Source organism: Methylophilus sp. 3sh_L (assembly GCF_046766015.1).
Taxonomy (GTDB): Bacteria; Pseudomonadota; Gammaproteobacteria; order Burkholderiales; family Methylophilaceae; genus Methylophilus.
The window spans coordinates 15,571-32,766 of the sequence record NZ_JBKOUF010000007.1 but is presented as its reverse complement, the minus strand read 5'-3'; the positions used below and the strand labels follow the sequence as shown (position 1 = coordinate 32,766).

The window sequence follows — 17,196 nt, the reverse complement described above, 5'->3', positions numbered from 1 at the left end:
TGGGGGTGCATCTGGTTTATAATCTAAGCGAACCTTTGCCAATCGTTGCTTCAATTCTGTTTTGCAATGCAGACTTGAACTCGTCTAACTTGGTTTCGTCCCAAAGTACAAAGTTATATTGTCTGTTGTCAAAGTGAACTGAACTCAGGTCAGATTTTTTGCAGGTCCAAATCACCGGTAATCCTAAACCTAGCGCAAAGCCTGCCTCAAAATACACGCCTCCTCTTTGGCCTGTAAAGTCAGCAACGACGAATTTGCTTTGTCGGATCATTGCTATAATCTCGTCATCAATTCTATTGTTATGGGCGTGTGAGTCTATTCTTTTTGGTAGATAACCTGCCGATCTTATGGCTGGTTCTATTGCTTCTTGCCACACCTCGAAAACTGAATGGTCAAACCACATTGCACAAAAGCCTATATTGCTTGAGTCATTTCTCTGCTTTAATGAGTCCAAAAAGCTATAGCCTTTGGGTGTGATTCTGAGTTGAAGTAATTCATTAGTAATGCTTTCAGTAAAATTGATAAAGCCAGACTCTTCTTTTAAGAAGTCTCTGAATAAATAGAGAAGCTCAAGACTATTATCTGAGTAGGTTGTAGCTAACCATTGGTTAGTTTCTCCGCCAAGGTCAAACGAAATTCGAGAGGAAATATCTGGGAGCAAGCTACTTAATAGTATTAATAACCTTTTGGCTCTCTCTGCAACAGAAGGAGTGGGAATTTTTAAAAGAGATTCAATTTGATCGGAGTTAATTTCACAATCTTGGTGCTCTTTGATCCATCCGCTAGCATTAGCGATTTTGCGGAGAGATGGGTATTTATTACGCCATATTTCTGCAGCCGTTTCTGATATCGTGAATTGCCCACATCTGGGACAATTTATTACTGCACCATCACCAATGACTGTTTCTTTAAGATTGGTTGATTTGCAAATCGGACATTGGTTGTTAGGCATCGTTTCCTCTTTCGATAAATACTCCTAAGGCTTTCAACCCCGGCAATATCCCCGGCTTGCTCACCTTCAACTTCACACTTTGAGCTTTAAACTCCTGCAAAATCAGCTGACACACATGTTCACCCAATGCCTCAACCAGTTTGAAACTATGCTCGGCTAATGTTTCCCGAATCCGCGCTGCCACTTGGCCGTAATCTATCGTATCCTCAATCGCATCACTCAGGCATGCTTTGCTAAAGTCATAGCCAATTTCAATATCCAGAATCACAGTTTGCGGCACGGTACGCTCCCATTCTGGCACGCCCAGTTTGGTTTGCACTTTGACTTGTTCGAGAAAAATTGTGTCCATGAATCTGTGTCCTTTTATTTCCGCGCAGGCCGGAATCCAGTATGATTCGGCATCATACAACATCGTGCAGAGGCTGGCTAAGTGGCTGCATTTCAGTGGAATTAAGTGAATGAATGAAATTGGTTTTGATATTGAAGCGCTAGTATGGATCGTGGCAGCTTACCTGATAGGTTCGATTGCTTTTGGCATTATTATCAGCAAGTTGTATCGCCTGCCAGATCCACGCACCGTGGGGAGTGGCAATATCGGTGCGACCAATGTGGCGCGTAGTGGTAAAAAATCCGCTGCAATTTTGACCTTGTTGGGCGATGCCTTTAAGGGCTGGTTGCCGACATGGCTGGCGCTGCAGGCGGGCATGCTCATGGACGTGGTGGCGCTGGTGGGGTTGGCGGTGTTTATTGGTCACTTGTACCCGATTTACCATAAGTTTAAAGGCGGTAAAGGGGTAGCGACGGCATTAGGCGTGATGATTGCCTTTTCTGGCTGGTTGGCGTTAAGCGTGGTAGCGGTTTGGTTGGTGGTATTTTTAATCAGCCGCATTTCTTCTTTGTCTGCTTTGGTGGCTGCCGTATTGGCCCCCATTATTGCTTGGCAGTTCTTGTCACCTTACCCGGTATATGTGGCGGTGGTCGTGGTGATGTCGGCGTTTTTGATTATTCGCCATCAGTCCAATATTGAAAAATTATTGGCCGGCACTGAAAGCCGGTTTGGCAAAAAATAATCCGGCTAAGATTTAAGCTGGGGCTTTGAGTTCTGCCAAATCCCAGCGCGGCCGGATGCTAAAGCTGTAATCCTGTTTGCCTGTTTGCATAGCATGCAGGCGCATGGCGCCGGCAAAAGCAATCATGGCACCGTTATCGGTGCAGAATTCCAGGCGTGGATAACTCACACTGAAACCACGTTTGGTAGCCGCTTCATTCAATCTGGTTCGCAGCCGCTTGTTTGCGCCCACGCCGCCAGAGACTACCAAGCGTTTGAGTTTGGTCTGCTTGAGTGCCTTTAAGCATTTGTTGACCAGAATCTCAGTGACGGACTCTTGAAATTCCCAAGCAATATCTTTAACCGTTTCATCATCTAGTTCTGGCTGGTTGTTTACCAAGGTGAGCACTGCGGTTTTGAGTCCGCTAAAGCTGAAGTTTAAATCTTTGCTGTTCAGCATGGGGCGAGGTAGCTGAAACTGGGGCTTACCTTGATCGGCCAGTTTTGAGACTGCGGGTCCGCCGGGATAGCCAAGGCCCAAAAGTTTTGCGGTCTTATCAAAAGCTTCGCCAGCGGCATCGTCCAGCGTATCGCCTAGTAACTCGTATTGGCCAATGCCATCTACCCGCATCAGTTGGCTATGTCCACCAGAAACCAACAGGGCAACAAATGGGAACGCCGGCGGATTTTCTTCCAGCATGGGCGCCAGCAAATGACCTTCAAGGTGATGCACACCAATAGAAGGCACATTCAGCGCCATGGCCAGCGATTGAGCGATGCTGGTGCCTACCAATAAGGCGCCAGCCAGCCCGGGGCCTTGGGTGTAGGCAATGCCTTCGATGTCTTGCAGAGTTTTGTCGGCTTGTGTCAGCACTTGCTGCGTCAAGGGGAGCGCACGGCGGATATGGTCACGTGAAGCCAGCTCTGGCACCACGCCGCCATAAGCGGCATGCATATCGATTTGCGAGTGCAAGGCGTGTGCCAGCAAGCCGCGGCGGGTGTCGTATAACGCTACGCCGGTTTCGTCACAAGAGGATTCAATGCCCAATACCAACATCTAAGATAAGTCTCACATACGTTTTTTTGCAGAAAGGATTGATAAATCCAAATAAGCGCGATAGAATACGCGGTTTTCAGTGCTGCATCAATCCGCAAGCACCATTGTCTAACCAATATTTGTAAGGATAGGGATTTACATGACCGCTATTCGTGTGAAAGAGAACGAACCGTTTGACGTTGCAATGCGCCGTTTCAAGCGTTTGATTGAGAAAACTGGTTTGTTGAACGACTTGCGTGCTCGCGAGTTCTACGAGAAGCCAACTTGGGAGCGTAAGCGTAAAGCGGCTGCTGCGGTTAAACGTCAGTACCGCCGTCTGCGCAACCAACAGTTGCCAACAAAACTCTACTAATTTTTTAGTGGATGTGAACGGTTAGCCTACTCCAGGTTAACCGATGATGCGAAGGTTGTGGGTTTCCGCAACCTTTAGCTATTTATACAGCCCATTTATTCAAATAAAGATACTTCTATGAGCCTGAAAGCACAAATCTCCGAAGACATGAAAACCGCGATGCGGGCGAAAGACATGCCCAAGCTGGGCGTGATTCGTTTGTTGCAAGCTGCTATCAAGCAGCGGGAAGTGGATGAGCGGATTGAGTTGGACGATGATGCTGTGATTGCCGCGATTGAGAAAATGCTTAAGCAGCGCCGTGACTCGATTGCTGCGTTTGAAGGCGCCAATCGCCATGACTTGGCTGATCAGGAGAAGTTTGAAGTTACGGTGTTGCAAGCTTATTTGCCTGCGCAGTTAAGCGAAGAAGAAATCAATGCGGTGATCGCTAAAGTGATTGCTGACACAGGCGCAGCTGGTGCCAAAGATATGGGTAAAGTCGTGGGGGCTGTGAAACCATTGGTGGCTGGTAAGGCCGATATGGCAAAGGTGTCTGGTTTGATCAAGCTTGCCTTGGGATAAGAAGCGCTTGCTGGCATTGAGTAAGGGGCGCATTTGCGCCCTTTGTTTTTTTAACCCGCATCAGCGATACTTGCATTTATGATCCCCGAAAGTTTTATTCAAGAACTGCTGAATCGCGTAGATATTGTTGATGTGATCGACAAGGCAGTACCACTGAAAAAAGCCGGGGCCAATTACTCCGCCTGTTGTCCGTTTCATAACGAAAAATCCCCCAGTTTTACTGTGAGCCCGACCAAGCAGTTTTACCATTGCTTTGGGTGTGGTGCGCATGGGTCCGCCTTGAGTTTTTTAATGGAATACAACGGCTTGAGTTTTGTCGAGGCGGTGCATGACCTCGCCAAGCAAGTCGGAATGATCGTGCCGCAAGAGCAGCGCGACCCTAACCAGCCTGCGCCAGCCTCTAAAGCGGTTTTGCTGAGTTTGCAGGAAACCTTGCAACAGGCGGCCAACTATTATAAAGCTGAGTTAAAGCAATCGCAGCGAGCGATTGATTACCTGAAAGCGCGAGGTTTAAGCGGTCAGGTCGCGGCAAAGTTCCAGATTGGTTACGCGCCTGCTGGCTGGCAAAATCTGCAAACCGTTTTTCCGCAATATGATGCCGAGCCGCTGGAAACTGCTGGCTTGGTGGTGCAAAACGAGCAAGGCCGCCGCTATGACCGTTTCCGCGATCGCATTATGTTCCCCATACACAACCAAAAAGGTGAGGTGATCGGTTTTGGTGGCCGTGTGATCAATCCGGAAGATACCCCCAAGTATTACAACTCGCCGGAAACGCCTGTGTTTCAAAAGGGGCACGAACTGTATGGGTTGTTTATGGCACGCCGTGCCATCCGCGATGCGGGTCGGGTGTTGGTGGTAGAAGGGTATATGGATGTGGTGGCGCTGGCACAGTATGGGATTGAATATGCCGTCGCCGCGTTGGGCACGGCAACCACGCCTTTTCATATTGCCAAGCTGATGCGGCAAACGGATGAAATTGTCTTTAGCTTTGACGGGGATAAAGCCGGGCGCACGGCGGCCTGGCGCGCGGTAATGAATGCCTTGCCTGCGATTAAAGATGGCCTGAAATTAAGGTTTTTGTTTTTGCCTGCGGAGCATGATCCAGACAGTTTTGTGCGCGAATTCGGTAAAGAAGCCTTTGAGGCCGAGATGAATCAAGCCATGCCCTTGTCGCAATATATCATTCAGCATTTAAGTGAACATAATCCCTTGGCCTCGCAAGAAGACAAAGTGCAATTTTTGAATGATGCTGAACCCATACTCAAGCAGATTCAGGCGCCGCGTTACGCCATGCTGTTGCGCAAAAAAGTGGCTGAGATGACCGGGTTGGCGCAAGGTGAAATGCAGCGCATGCTTAAATTACCCAATCCGGCTAAAACGCAAGAAAAATCAGTCCGTCAACGGGCGCGCACGCCTTTGTCATTACATGTGCGTTTGGCCTTGATGTTGCTGATGCGCCCGCAGTTGGCGCAAGCCGCATTGCTTGAGCAAGTGGTTGGTGATAGCGATGAGGCGCAGATGTTGCGGGTGGTGATGAGGGCCGCGATTGCTAAGCCGGCCTCCAGACCAGTCGTGTTGCTGCAAATGATTGCACCATATATTTCTGAGGCATTAAGACACCAATTGCAGCGTGAGTTGTCTTTGTTGGATGAGAGCCTGGACTTTACGCTTGAATTTGAGGGGGCGTGTACCCAATTATCAGAGATGGCGCTGATTGCGCGTGAAAAGTCGCTGCTAGGGCAGTTGACTGAAAAACCCTTTTCAATGTTGTCTGAAGAAGAGCGTGAAGCCTTGCGGCAATTAACCAGCAAGCGCTAGTCGGTAATTCCCTAAAAACCATGAGGGCATGCTTAAAAAACATGCAAAAATCTGGTAAAATAGAGGGTTTCCCGTAATGTTAAATCGAGTGATGTGCCTGTAGCATTTGCCAGCACTCGGCATCAATCATTTTAGAGGTGGAATCGGCCATGGCCAGACCCAAAGCAGATAAAAGTTTAGACAAAGAACTCGGAATCAACGAAGTCGAAACACACAAAGACCCCGCCACCCAGGCAATGGATGCCGAGGCACGCCGCACCCGCCTCAAAACCCTGATTGTTTTAGGTAAAGAGCGCGGTTACCTTACCTACGCCGAAATCAACGACCACCTGCCAGACGATGTACAAGACTCCGAGCAGATCGAGAGCATTATCGGCATGATCAACGACATGGGTATTCAGGTGTATGAAGAAGCGCCAGATGCCGAAGTGTTGCTGATGTCTGATGCGCCGCCAGCCGTGACTGACGAAGATGCCGCCGAAGAAGCTGAGCAAGCCTTGGCTACCGTGGATTCAGAGTTTGGCCGTACCACTGACCCAGTGCGTATGTATATGCGTGAAATGGGGACGGTAGACCTGCTGACCCGCGAAGGCGAAATTGAGATTGCCAAGCGTATCGAGGATGGCCTCAAGCATATGGTTCAAGCCATTGCTGCCTGTCCAACCACCATCGCCCAATTGCTGGAGATGGTAGACAAGGTTGAAAAAGACGAAATGAGCGTGGACGAGCTGGTCGATGGTTTGATCGACAGCGATTTGGGCCTGGATGACGCCTTGGCTGTGGCCGATGCTGAGGAAGAGGAAGCCGCCGACGAGGAAGACGAAGACGAGGACGAAGACAGCGATGCCAAAGCCTCTGCGCTTTCTGCTGAAGCGCTGGCGAAACTGAAGGAAGAAGTGTTGTCACGCTTTGCCGTGATTCGCGCCGCCAATACGCAAATGAACACTATCCGCGAAGCCAAAGGCACGAACGATGCTGAGTATAAAACCTTGCATCAGCAAGTGCTCGATGAGCTGACCGCTTTCCGCTTCTCAGCCAAACAGGTTGAAGCATTGTGCGACCAAGTGCGCAACATGGTCGAAGAAGTGCGTACGCACGAGCGCAAAATCATGGATTTCTGCGTAGAAAAAGCCAATATGCCACGCCAGCAATTCATCAAGAGCTTTGTTGGCAACGAGATCAACCTCAACTGGCTGGATGACGAGCTGGCAGGTAAACCTGCCTACGGTGAGCGTTTAGAGCGTTTTAGACACTCTATTCTCGACCAGCAAGAGCGTTTGCAAAACCTGCAAACCCGCGTTGGCCTGCCAATTAAAGAGTTGCGTGAAATCAATAAGCAAATGACCACCGGCGAAGCCCGTGCCCGTCGCGCCAAACGCGAAATGATCGAGGCTAACTTGCGTCTGGTGATCTCTATTGCTAAAAAATACACCAACCGTGGCTTGCAGTTCCTTGACCTGATCCAGGAAGGTAACATTGGCCTGATGAAAGCCGTGGATAAGTTTGAATACCGCCGTGGTTACAAATTTTCTACCTATGCGACATGGTGGATTCGCCAGGCGATTACGCGTTCTATCGCTGACCAGGCGCGTACCATCCGTATCCCGGTGCACATGATCGAAACCATCAACAAGATGAACCGTATCAGCCGCCAGATCCTGCAAGAAACTGGTTTGGAGCCTGATCCTGCCACCCTAGCTGAAAAAATGGATATGCCGGAAGAAAAAATCCGCAAAATCCTCAAAATCAGCAAAGAGCCGATCTCCATGGAAACCCCAATCGGTGACGACGAAGATAGCCACTTGGGTGACTTTATCGAAGACAACACCACACTGGCGCCAATGGACGCAGCGGTGTACGCCAGCCTGCGTGATGCCACCAGTGAAGTGCTGGAATCACTCACCCCACGTGAAGCCAAAGTGCTGCGCATGCGCTTTGGTATTGAAATGAACACCGACCACACGCTGGAAGAAGTCGGCAAACAGTTTGATGTCACCCGCGAACGTATCCGCCAGATCGAAGCTAAGGCTCTGCGTAAACTGCGTCACCCGACCCGCTCGGAACGCCTGCGCAGCTTCTTAGAAAACGGTCAGGATTAGTTTATAATCCCACGCTTTCCGGCCCCTTAGCTCATGCTTGGTTAGAGCAGCGGACTCATAATCCGTTGGTGCTGTGTTCGACTCACAGAGGGGCCACCATTGATAGAGAGACTCAAGGTTAACGCCTTGGGTCTTTATTTTTTGCTTTCCTTCTTCAATAATGCGTGCTTGCGCACAACTCCCCAGCGATATCCTGAGAGTGAGCCATCTTGCCTGATTACCCGGTGGCATGGAATGGCAATAGCCAGGATGTTTGCCGCGCACGCACTGGCGACTGCGCGTATGGCTTTAGGCTTGCCGATTTTGTGAGCAAGCTCTGTGTAGGTGGTGGTTTGCCCATAGGGGATATCTTGGAGAGCTTGCCAGACACGTTGCTGGAAGGCGGTTCCGCGGATATCTAGCGGTAATTCTAGGCCAATATTGGGCGCTTCAACAAAGGCGATGACTTGGGCGATCATGGCTTCAAATGCGCTGTCAGTGCCAATCAGGTTGGCATGCGGAAAGCGGTCTTGTAATTCTTTTAGCAAACGTTCTGGCTCATCACCCAGGGAAATCGCGCATACGCCTTTTTCGCTGATGGCGACCAAGAGGCTGCCCAGGGTACATTCGGTGAGTGCAAAATGGATGGTGGTATTGGTGCCGCCTTGTGCATATTGACGTGGTTTCATGCCCAGTAGCGGAGTGGCAACCGCATAGACCGGACTGCTTGATTCGTAGCCAGCAGCATAAATCGCGTCAGTCACGGGCATGTTGCCCGCGAGCAGTTTGCGCAATCGCTTCGCCTTGTGCGCGGAGGCGTAGGCTTTGGGTGTTAGGCCAGTCACCGATTTAAATAGGCGGTGGAAATGGGAGGCGCTTAGGCCTGCTTGTTCAGCGAGTTCGGCCAGGCCAGGGAGCCTTTCCGAGGTTTCTATTAACCTGCAGGCGTGGGTTATTTTCAGTGCATCGGTCTCCTTTGGGGCGTGTTGGTTAGGCTTGCAGCGTTTGCAGGCACGGAATCCGGCAGCTTCAGCGGCGGCAGGGGTGAGGTAAAAATTCACATGCTCGGGGCGTGGCTGGCGCGCGCCACAGGAGGGGCGGCAATAAATCCCGGTGGTTGTGACCGCATAAAAGAATTGCCCATCAGCGTTGTGGTCACGGGCAACAACTTGTTGCCAGCGAGGGTCGTTTACGGTGACTGTGGCTGCTGGAAGCGGCTTGATTGTCTTATGCATGGCGTTCTCACTTGCTTATTATTTTCAAAGATACCAGTACATCCACAGTAAAACACCCTGAAAATTGCTTTTGAATTTTATGCAGGCGCCTACAACACAATCAGCGCGATTGCGATAAGCTGCCCCTCCTTGGCCGGCTATGCTGTTTGCTTGATTAATACATTGTTGATGACAGGAGAATGCGTATGAATCCGCAGGAGATTTTGCCAGAAATGCCAGTGGTGTGTTCACAGGGCGGTCAGTTTGCCACGGTGGACCATATGGAGGGCAGTGACTCAATCAAGTTGAAAAAAGATGCGCAGGGCAAGCATCACTATATTCCTACCAGTTGGGTGACCAGTACAGAGGATGGCAGGGTGGTGGTGGATCGCCCTGGCGAGCAGGCGATGCAGCAATGGAGTGAGTCACCTAGCCATTAAACAGAGCACTATTCATGCTATCGCATATGCCGGGTAGCGATTCGGGAAAAACTCCTATAGGCAACTCTACGCGATCCCGGCATGATGCCATTCAAGGGCTTGATTTACCACTAGGACCACTGAACGTCACCTCGGTTATTTTCAGCGGGGTAAACCAACCCCCGCATTCGATTAAACGCATATTGATCTCAATGCTACAAAAAGGCATCTCTTCGGAGATGCTTTTTTGTTTGGTGCGTCATTTGATCTCAAGTTTTATGCCGGAGACTAAACGCAGCTTGATCTCTCTTGTACGAAAATTCCTACACGAGGTTCAGCCTCGTTTGTATTCGATAATGGCACCGATTGTTGGATCATAGGCCCTGTGAAATAAGTAAAAGAGATCTGGGAGGTTTATGATGCCAACAAAAAAATCACCAAACGCGTTTGCAAGCGCACTTTCTTTACTGGCAATTACCGTCGGTGCCGTGTCAGCGGCTTTAATTGTGATGTGCATCGGTATGTATGTCACCATTATTTCGGTAGATACTTCCGCCAAAGTGAATGTGCAGGCGGCTGCGGTAGTGCAGCAAATGCCCCGTGCTGTTGCGGTCGCTTTGCCGGGCGATGAGCGAGTTCCAGTAGAAACGTTGAGAAGCCCACACCTGAGCGATGCATTGTTCAGGGAAGGTGCAGAAATGATTGCGGAAGACTCTGACGAAGTTGCCGCCTTGCCGAATGTGCAACTCCCCAGAACTTATTTGGCGACGGCAAGGGGTGCTTCGTGCCTAGGCCATTGCCGTGCGGTTAAGCGGGTGAATGCATAATGGCAGGATTTAGGTATCATTGCTTAGGATGCAAAAGGGTGTAAACATACAAGCAAATATTGAAATTTATCAAATTTTAAGGCATTGTTCGACATTGCATATCCTATTGGTGTAAAACTATATCCGGCCGAATTTTTAGAAATATGCTTTGTCTTGAAAATCAACCATCGCCCTTGCGAATAAGGGTGTATCAATCATGATCTACTGTTCGTACCATTTTGCGCCTACTCAGCGTGGCGAAATCCAGATTGGTAAAATCAATGTGCTATTAATTGGTGTATTGATCGTTATTTTATTTGGCCTGATTATCAAGGGAGAAGAGCGCGAAGAAGGCAATTCTGCATCCATGCGTTTTCAGAATCAGGTATCTGCAGTAGCCTCCCCTGAAGTCAGTGCAGAAACAACCCAACAGTTGACGCAAGCGGTGGCGGAACCGCCCCCTCCCCCTGCCGCCGAGGAGATGCCTGCCAAAAAGGACATCAACAAAGCTGATCATTCCCGTCACAAAAAAAATGTGGCGCCGGCATCCAACCCTGAACAGGCAGCTTCAAGCGCTGTGGTCGTGCAACATGAACATGTGGTCACTGATGCCGCCCCCCCTGCCGCGAGTGAAGAGCCCCTGCAAAAAGACCCTTCAAAGAAAATGATTGTATTTAATATTTGGAGTGTTTCCGAGCTCAGGCTGAGAAGTGCGTACGCGTCTTATATGAATGATAGTGCGGTACCAGCCGCACAGCTGGACGCAAGAAAAAAAGAATACTTAAGTTTTGTCAGCCACCGCACCAAAAAATGTGGCGAGCTGGATAGCAAATTTGCCAGCAATATCAATACAGTCGAAAAACTCACCTTGGGTAAAGGCGATGCTGATCTTCTGCAATGCCATACGATAGAAAATAACACTGAAATTGACCGGCTGCATGCCATGCAATAAAGCGCGTGATAGCTAAACACTGCCTAGCGGGGCAGGTTTTGCCCGCAGGTAGCCTTGTGAATAATGGCAACCCATTTGCTTGAGTAGCGTTTCTTGTGCGACGGTCTCTACACCCTCTGCAATCAGCTTGATGTTTAGCTGGTTACCCATATAGATCATGGTTTTGCATAAGGCCTGATTTTTCTCGTTATCGGTCAGTCGGCTGATAAATGATTTGTCTATCTTGACATAATCAATCATGAATTTATGCAAGTAGGCGAGCGAAGAGTAGCCGGTGCCAAAGTCATCAATGGCCAGTTTGATCCCTACGTTGTGCAGTCTTTCCAGCATCTCCATTGTATTGGGCGAGAGCTCAAGTAACAGCCGCTCGGTAATTTCAAAACAGAACTGGTTTCCGGGAATATTGCGCGCGTGAATCGCTAAGAGAAAATGCTCAATGTTGCCAGGGCGGGCAAATTGCAAAGGCGAAATATTCAGACAGATCTCAACCTTGCCGAATTGGTGCTGGATCTGTGGCAAATCGCGGATGGCTTGCGCAAAGACCCATTCGCCCAGCGTAATAATAAAATTATTTTCTTCGGCGATCGGAATGAAAATGTCGGGGGGGATGGTACCGAGCTGCGGATGATGCCAGCGTAGCAAGGCCTCAAGTTTTTCGCAGCGCATCTCTGTCAAATTAAAGATAGGCTGGTAATGCAATGATAGTTGCTGCGCGCTGATGGCAGATTTTAAGGCCTCTGTGAGTTGGGTTTTTCTGACAAACTCTTCATAGATGGCCTGGTTGAATAACACGCATTGATGCTTGCCCGCTTTTTTTGCCTGATACAGCGCCTGATCGGCAAACATAATCAATTCGTCGGCATGTTGGCCATGGTCAGGAAACAGCGCCGCACCTATGCTCATGGAGACGCTCACTGATTTGGATTGAACCTCGAGGGGCAAGGCCATGACTCGCAACAGTTGCTCGCATAATGCATGCAGGCCTTGCTGGTCGATGCCGGAGGGGATCATGATCAAGAACTCGTCACCGCCAAAGCGTGCAGTAAGGCTGGGTGGTTGCGCGACGGATTGTATGCGCCTGGCGACTTGTATGAGTACCTCATCCCCAAAGCTATGACCGGCTGTGTCGTTGATCTGCTTAAAATTATCGAGATCAATAATGATGACCCCTAAGGATTGCTTTGATTGCCGGGCAAGTTGCATGGCCTGGTCGATTTCATGTTTCAACTGGAAGCGGTTAGGCAGCTTGGTGAGAAAGTCATGGTTGGCCTGGAACCAGATTTCCCGTTGGGCGGCTACTGCCTGTTTTTTGCTCTTGCGGTAGACGTTGAGCAATTGTAGTAATAAAAGCAAGACCAAGATGCCGGGGATCGCAATCAGGTATTGCGTGTGATCCGGCGCTGGCGATACTTTCCAGGTATTCATGATTTCCGGCGGATTGGTCCCAATCTGTTGCGTTGCTTTATTGAGGATGCTGATTAATAAAGGTTGGCGCGCATCTACTGCCATCCAGACGTCACTGGTAATCGCAGTGACGCCGACTTTTTTGATCGAATCGATTTTATGCAGGTCAAGATGGTAGTCCAATACCAGTTCGTTGCCGACGTAAGCATCGACATAGCCGGACGCTAAATACTCGAACGCTTCATCGGCGATATCAATCAGTTTGATTTTGATGGTGGGGACCGCTTGTTTAAGCTTTTGCGCGACGGAGCCGCCCTTGAAGACCGCTACCGTTTTTCCTGCGAGATCACCAAGGTTGACCTCATGGTGTGCCAATGGATGGTGAGCGGCCATATAAATGGCATTGTTAGAGACTAGGTATGGTTGTTCCAGCAACTGAAAGCCTGCTGGCGGATTTTGTCCACGGATGCCCGAGCGCAAGAGCGCTTCAGCTGGCGTGATATTTTCAAGGTCATTGACCAGTACAAAGGTTAAACCGGTCAGTTGGCTGATTTTTTCTAAATACTGGACGGAGACGCCGGCATGGTTGTGGTTTTCCAGCTGAAACTCGACTGGCATCCAGCCATTTTTTACCGCTACCTTTAGGCGGGGATGCTGTTGCAACCAGGCATACTCTTGTTCGGTGAGCGGCAGCACTGTTGCCTGAGATAAGTCGCCAGGCAAAATTTCTTCGGCTTGTAGCGTGCCCCCGGCCATGCTGATGCCAAGCACCAGACACAAAAGTCCAAGAAAGCGGGCGACCGCGCCGAGCCAGTCTACACTGCGGCAAGCCATGATCTAAATCCCCTTTATTATTTTGGGTAAATGTAGCCTTAAATGGTATACGAGTGCTACTGTGTTAAATGCAAAAGATAAAGTCATTTTTGCAGTTTTTTATTTAAATATGTCAGCGTCAGTTAAATTAGACTATCAGTGTGGTTGACTGTTCATGCAGGCGTGAAGCTTTATCAGCAGCTAATTAAAACGAGTGACTGTCATTAAAAATAAGTTAAGTACTGATAAACTGTCACGAAAGCTTGTATGCGTTAAAGCTGCTTGAGCAGGCATATGAATAAATAACTGGCTAAGGGAGTCCGGTGCATGAAAAAGATGGGTGTATTGCTGACAGCAATGTGGTTGTTAGCGGGTTGTTCTGTGAATATGGTAAAACTGGGCGTGTATAAAAATAAAGCGCAGTTGATTGGGACAGATGGGACGGTATATGCGGGGAGCATCTTGATTAACGATATCAGTAATGATGGTGATATTGAGTTTGATGAATCGCCTTATGGGACGCTTGCTGGCAAATGGACGGCTACCAGTGCGGTCGCGCCGGTGGTGCGTACGGTGGATGCGCAAAGTGCTTCTGACGCGGTGGTACGCCGGGCCTATTCAGGCAAAAGTTTTTTAATCGCCAACCAAAAGGCCGTGCTTAATTGTGACTTCAAGATCAATATTGAAGGGGATGGATTACTCGGTAGCGTCTATGTGATTGGCGATGGCGTGTGTGTGGATGAGCATAAGCATAGTTACCCGATCCAGTTTTTCAAATCCTGATGATTTGCATGAACGACTCAGTGATCAAGCCCCGCCTGAAGCGGGGCTTTTATTTTTTGTCATAGGGAATAATGCTTAACTGTCCGTCGGTTTCCAGTTGCATGTATTTGACCTGGGAAATTTTTTCTATCCCGGCCTCTCTGAGTTTAGCGAGTATCTCCTCTTTGGTGATGAATTCACGGCGCATGGCCCGCGTTTGCAGTTGCCCATGGTGGATCAGTGGCAAAGGCGGCGCTTCGAGTAGCCGCCTCAGGCGTGGACTTCTAAAGCTTAACCAATCCAGCAACAAATTCCAGCCGACCAAAACTGCCACCAAGACCATCCCGTCGGTAATCGACTTGGCGTCCCCACTCATCGCATTTTGAGAGGCATCGGCCACAATCACGACGAACAAAAAGTCCCCGATCCCCACGTTGCCCATATCACGCCGTAACAGGCATCTGAAAATGAGGAACAAAAACCAGAACATCAGGCTGCCACGCAGCACGATTTCCCACCACGGCACGCTTAATTGAAATAAGGCTGCATCCATACATACATTCATTCATTCATACCAATTGGGCTTGCCAGCATACAAAGTATGGGGCTTCTCATCTGTCAGTGGAAGTTAACAACGACTGTAGGAAAACCTAGCGACCTCAATCTTCCTACACCGATTTCAGTCTGGTGAGCATGGTTGCTGCGTGGGGCGAGCAGGCATGATAGCGGTTCGATCAATGAGTATCGTCCGTGGCTGCGGCACGCAGGTTAAGCGCTTCCCGGATGAATGAGAGGAGCATATCTATGTTGAATACCGTTTTAATGGTGATTTTAATTGTTGCCGTCATTGGTGCTTTACCCACCTGGACTTATAGCACCGGCTGGGGCTATTTCCCAAGTGGTGGCCTCGTCTTGTTACTGATTGTGTTATTGCTATTGATGAGAGGCGGGTAAGCCTATGCGTGATACACGGCAATTCCCTTATTCGGTGACGGCTGCGCAGGCCCAGCGGGCTTCTTCTCGCATCCTCAGTGCGGAGGAAGGCGCGCGGTTACTACTGGACATTTTTGTCACCGATTTTCAACGGCAGTCAGGTGAGGCATTACGTGTTCAGCAATTAAGCGGGGTGTGGTATGACCGTGACCGCAGCCAGCAAGACTTAGTGAAGGCGATTGCTTATGCCAAGTCCCATGAATGGATTGATCCTCTGGATGACGCATTCAGGCTCACCAAAGCGGGATATCAAGTGGTCGGTTCGTCATCACCGGTCTGGATGCATCACCGTAAACGCGGGCTTAATCGCTAGAGTCTTCAAACAGATGCAGTCAGTGACCGTGTTTCGCGAATAATGACGAGGACGGGGTATAACGTCTTGGGCGCAAGATAAAACCACTACTAGGCAAGGTTGGGATATTGCGCAACGACAGGTTCAAATTCTGCGCGGGCACGGTGTAATCAAGGTCATTCACCAGTAGCGTGACCACCTCTTTCAGGAGCGTCACGGTGATCCACTCGCCAGGACAGCGGTGATGGCTATACTCGCCACCACCATTTGCCAGCAAATGAAAACCATCGTCCTGCCAGCTTTGAAAACGGGAAGGAAGAAAATGCCCGGCTTGCGGCCAGTCGCTGGGATGATGGTGAGTGCCATAAATATCCAGGAGTGTCAGCGTGTGGGCCGGAAATATATAGCCTTTCCAGTTGAATGGATGGCGGGTATAGGCGGCGAGGAAAGGAAAAAAGGGATAAAAACGCCTGACCTCTTGAATAAACCAATGCAAGTAATCAGGATCGCCCGTGCGCAAGGCTGTTTTGACGTGCGGGTATTCATGCATCGCCAAGGCGCAAAATACAATCAATTGCGCAATCGCCACGGTGGGGCGCACGATATTCAATACTTCCACCGCGGCAATTTGAGAAGAAAGCAGCCGTCCATGTTCATCGCGGTGCCAGGCGAAGGCCTGCAATAAGCTCACAGCGGGCTGGGGAGATTCCCTGCGCACGCGTTCAATCTCCTGACGTATCCATTCTTCACAGCGTGCTCGCGCCCAGCGTCCCCGCCAATGCGGCAGACCCAGGCGTGCCCCGCCCGCGATCATTTGCCCCAAGTCTTTTGCATGCGAGGTGAGTGCTTGCTCCGCGACGGGAATACCTGCCCACTCACAGATAGATTGGCATAACAAAATCTGGGCTTGGTCAAAGAGCACCATCTCTTGATGCAGCGGCCAGTGCGAGAGTGCCAAATGCCAATGGTTACGATGGAGGGCCGCCAGTGCATCAATGCTGTCCTGCTGCATGAGGTGCCGCAAAAACAGGTGTTTGCGCTGTTGATGTGCCACGCCATCCAGGCCTTGTACGCCTCCGACACCCGTCAGTGTCCGTTGTACCCGCATCGGCATCGCGTCATGACGCTCGAATCTTTGCGGGTCGTAAAACAACCGTGCCGCGTCTGCGCCTTGCATGCAAATCACTGGCTGCAGCAACAACCGCGTTTTAAAAATATCGCTGTTTAATTGCCTGCACTTTTGGGCAACAAAAGGATAGCCTTGCCACAGCAACGATAAGGTACTGTCAAATACCGGGTCGCGGGGGATGGCAACTGCCACTAGCGGTCACCAATAATGGGTGGTTGCACATCTGGTTCGGCAGGTTCTATCGGTTCATACGGTGTATCAGGGTCTGGGTTAACTGGCTTGTGAATTTCTTCTGGCGAAGCCGGATGACCAGGCGAATGCTTTGGTGCATGCGGCAAATGTAGGGTATGTGAAAAATAGGGCATTCAGGCCTCCTTGCATGGGTTTGAAATGACTGGCGGTGCCAGTAGATTTGTAGCGTAGCCAGGATAGGCTGCCTTTTTTATCAGTAAGGCCCTGATCGCCCTGTCAGAATTCCTAGCGCAAACGGTTGGGGCTGGGCATGCATTCGCTATAGCGATGCTTCGCTACCGGTTTGACAAGTCC

Annotated in this window: 19 protein-coding genes and 1 tRNA gene; 12 read left to right on the top strand and 8 right to left on the bottom strand. The window is 49.8% G+C overall.

Translation table 11 applies throughout. The features are described 5' to 3' along the window. Window positions 1-16: 16 nt before the first annotated feature. Together ACIDF8_RS12325 and folB are read right to left on the bottom strand one after the other, a co-directional pair. Window positions 17-952, bottom strand: a complete 936-nt coding sequence (locus tag ACIDF8_RS12325) for a hypothetical protein (protein ID WP_412010913.1) — start codon at window positions 950-952, stop codon at window positions 17-19. Next, window positions 945-1,301 carry a dihydroneopterin aldolase gene (folB, locus tag ACIDF8_RS12320; protein WP_412010912.1) on the bottom strand — a complete coding sequence of 119 codons (357 nt, stop codon included), beginning with the start codon at window positions 1,299-1,301 and terminating at the stop codon, window positions 945-947. Before folB ends, ACIDF8_RS12325 begins: the two co-directional genes overlap by 8 nt. Before the next feature lie 109 nt (window positions 1,302-1,410). Here folB and plsY point away from each other — a divergent pair, with 109 nt between their 5' ends. Then, on the top strand, window positions 1,411-2,022 hold the full coding sequence (plsY, locus tag ACIDF8_RS12315; RefSeq protein ID WP_412010911.1) for a glycerol-3-phosphate 1-O-acyltransferase PlsY: 612 nt from the start codon (window positions 1,411-1,413) through the stop codon (window positions 2,020-2,022). Window positions 2,023-2,034: 12 nt separating this feature from the next. Here plsY and tsaD read toward each other — a convergent pair whose 3' ends face one another. After that, window positions 2,035-3,057 carry a tRNA (adenosine(37)-N6)-threonylcarbamoyltransferase complex transferase subunit TsaD gene (gene tsaD / locus ACIDF8_RS12310; RefSeq protein WP_412010910.1) on the bottom strand — a complete coding sequence of 341 codons (1,023 nt, stop codon included), beginning with the start codon at window positions 3,055-3,057 and terminating at the stop codon, window positions 2,035-2,037. Window positions 3,058-3,196: 139 nt separating this feature from the next. On the opposite strand from tsaD, the gene rpsU reads away from it, so the two are divergent. The 5 genes from rpsU to ACIDF8_RS12285 all read left to right on the top strand — a co-directional run bounded on the left by rpsU (window position 3,197) and on the right by ACIDF8_RS12285 (window position 7,986). Then, the gene (rpsU, locus tag ACIDF8_RS12305) at window positions 3,197-3,409 is read left to right on the top strand and encodes a 30S ribosomal protein S21 (protein WP_018987466.1); all 213 of its coding nucleotides are present in this window, start codon (window positions 3,197-3,199) and stop codon (window positions 3,407-3,409) included. Between the two features lie 117 nt (window positions 3,410-3,526). Then, window positions 3,527-3,970 (top strand): GatB/YqeY domain-containing protein, encoded by a 444-nt coding sequence (locus tag ACIDF8_RS12300; RefSeq protein ID WP_412010909.1) that lies wholly within the window; start codon window positions 3,527-3,529, stop codon window positions 3,968-3,970. 78 nt (window positions 3,971-4,048) lie between these two features. After that, complete coding sequence (gene dnaG, locus ACIDF8_RS12295; RefSeq protein WP_412010908.1) at window positions 4,049-5,788, top strand: DNA primase; 1,740 nt, start codon at window positions 4,049-4,051, stop codon at window positions 5,786-5,788. A 149-nt stretch (window positions 5,789-5,937) separates the two neighbouring features. Continuing rightward, entirely contained in the window at window positions 5,938-7,887 is a 1,950-nt protein-coding gene (rpoD, locus tag ACIDF8_RS12290) for an RNA polymerase sigma factor RpoD (RefSeq protein WP_412010907.1), read from the top strand. Between the two features lie 20 nt (window positions 7,888-7,907). Further along, window positions 7,908-7,986, top strand: a tRNA-Ile gene (locus ACIDF8_RS12285). A gap of 35 nt (window positions 7,987-8,021) precedes the next feature. Here the strand turns inward: ACIDF8_RS12285 and ada are convergent. Continuing rightward, complete coding sequence (gene ada, locus ACIDF8_RS12280) at window positions 8,022-9,101, bottom strand: bifunctional DNA-binding transcriptional regulator/O6-methylguanine-DNA methyltransferase Ada (RefSeq protein WP_412010906.1); 1,080 nt, start codon at window positions 9,099-9,101, stop codon at window positions 8,022-8,024. Between the two features lie 185 nt (window positions 9,102-9,286). On the opposite strand from ada, the gene ACIDF8_RS12275 reads away from it, so the two are divergent. The 3 genes from ACIDF8_RS12275 to ACIDF8_RS12265 all read left to right on the top strand — a co-directional run bounded on the left by ACIDF8_RS12275 (window position 9,287) and on the right by ACIDF8_RS12265 (window position 11,257). Next, window positions 9,287-9,520, top strand: coding sequence for a DUF2171 domain-containing protein (locus ACIDF8_RS12275; protein WP_412010905.1), 234 nt, complete (start codon window positions 9,287-9,289; stop codon window positions 9,518-9,520). 395 nt (window positions 9,521-9,915) lie between these two features. Beyond that, entirely contained in the window at window positions 9,916-10,326 is a 411-nt protein-coding gene (locus ACIDF8_RS12270; protein ID WP_412010904.1) for a hypothetical protein, read from the top strand. Between the two features lie 196 nt (window positions 10,327-10,522). Continuing rightward, entirely contained in the window at window positions 10,523-11,257 is a 735-nt protein-coding gene (locus ACIDF8_RS12265; protein ID WP_412010903.1) for a hypothetical protein, read from the top strand. A gap of 12 nt (window positions 11,258-11,269) precedes the next feature. On the opposite strand, the gene ACIDF8_RS12260 is transcribed toward ACIDF8_RS12265, so the two are convergent. Continuing rightward, window positions 11,270-13,495 carry an EAL domain-containing protein gene (locus ACIDF8_RS12260; RefSeq protein ID WP_412010902.1) on the bottom strand — a complete coding sequence of 742 codons (2,226 nt, stop codon included), beginning with the start codon at window positions 13,493-13,495 and terminating at the stop codon, window positions 11,270-11,272. A 306-nt stretch (window positions 13,496-13,801) separates the two neighbouring features. Between ACIDF8_RS12260 and ACIDF8_RS12255 the strand changes: the two genes are divergently transcribed. After that, window positions 13,802-14,257, top strand: coding sequence for a hypothetical protein (locus ACIDF8_RS12255; protein WP_412010901.1), 456 nt, complete (start codon window positions 13,802-13,804; stop codon window positions 14,255-14,257). Window positions 14,258-14,306: 49 nt separating this feature from the next. Here the strand turns inward: ACIDF8_RS12255 and ACIDF8_RS12250 are convergent, their stop codons facing one another. Then, on the bottom strand, window positions 14,307-14,789 hold the full coding sequence (locus tag ACIDF8_RS12250) for a DUF421 domain-containing protein (RefSeq protein ID WP_412010900.1): 483 nt from the start codon (window positions 14,787-14,789) through the stop codon (window positions 14,307-14,309). 251 nt (window positions 14,790-15,040) lie between these two features. Here ACIDF8_RS12250 and ACIDF8_RS12245 point away from each other — a divergent pair, with 251 nt between their 5' ends. Next, a complete protein-coding gene (locus ACIDF8_RS12245) occupies window positions 15,041-15,190 on the top strand; it encodes a DUF3309 family protein (protein ID WP_412010899.1) in 150 nt (49 codons plus the stop codon). Window positions 15,191-15,194: 4 nt separating this feature from the next. Continuing rightward, complete coding sequence (locus ACIDF8_RS12240; protein WP_412010898.1) at window positions 15,195-15,542, top strand: hypothetical protein; 348 nt, start codon at window positions 15,195-15,197, stop codon at window positions 15,540-15,542. A gap of 19 nt (window positions 15,543-15,561) precedes the next feature. Here ACIDF8_RS12240 and ACIDF8_RS12235 read toward each other — a convergent pair whose 3' ends face one another. Beyond that, window positions 15,562-16,842, bottom strand: a complete 1,281-nt coding sequence (locus ACIDF8_RS12235) for a cytochrome P450 (RefSeq protein WP_412010897.1) — start codon at window positions 16,840-16,842, stop codon at window positions 15,562-15,564. Continuing rightward, entirely contained in the window at window positions 16,842-17,015 is a 174-nt protein-coding gene (locus tag ACIDF8_RS12230; protein WP_412010896.1) for a hypothetical protein, read from the bottom strand. Before ACIDF8_RS12230 ends, ACIDF8_RS12235 begins: the two co-directional genes overlap by 1 nt. Between the last annotated feature and the right edge of the window lie 181 nt (window positions 17,016-17,196).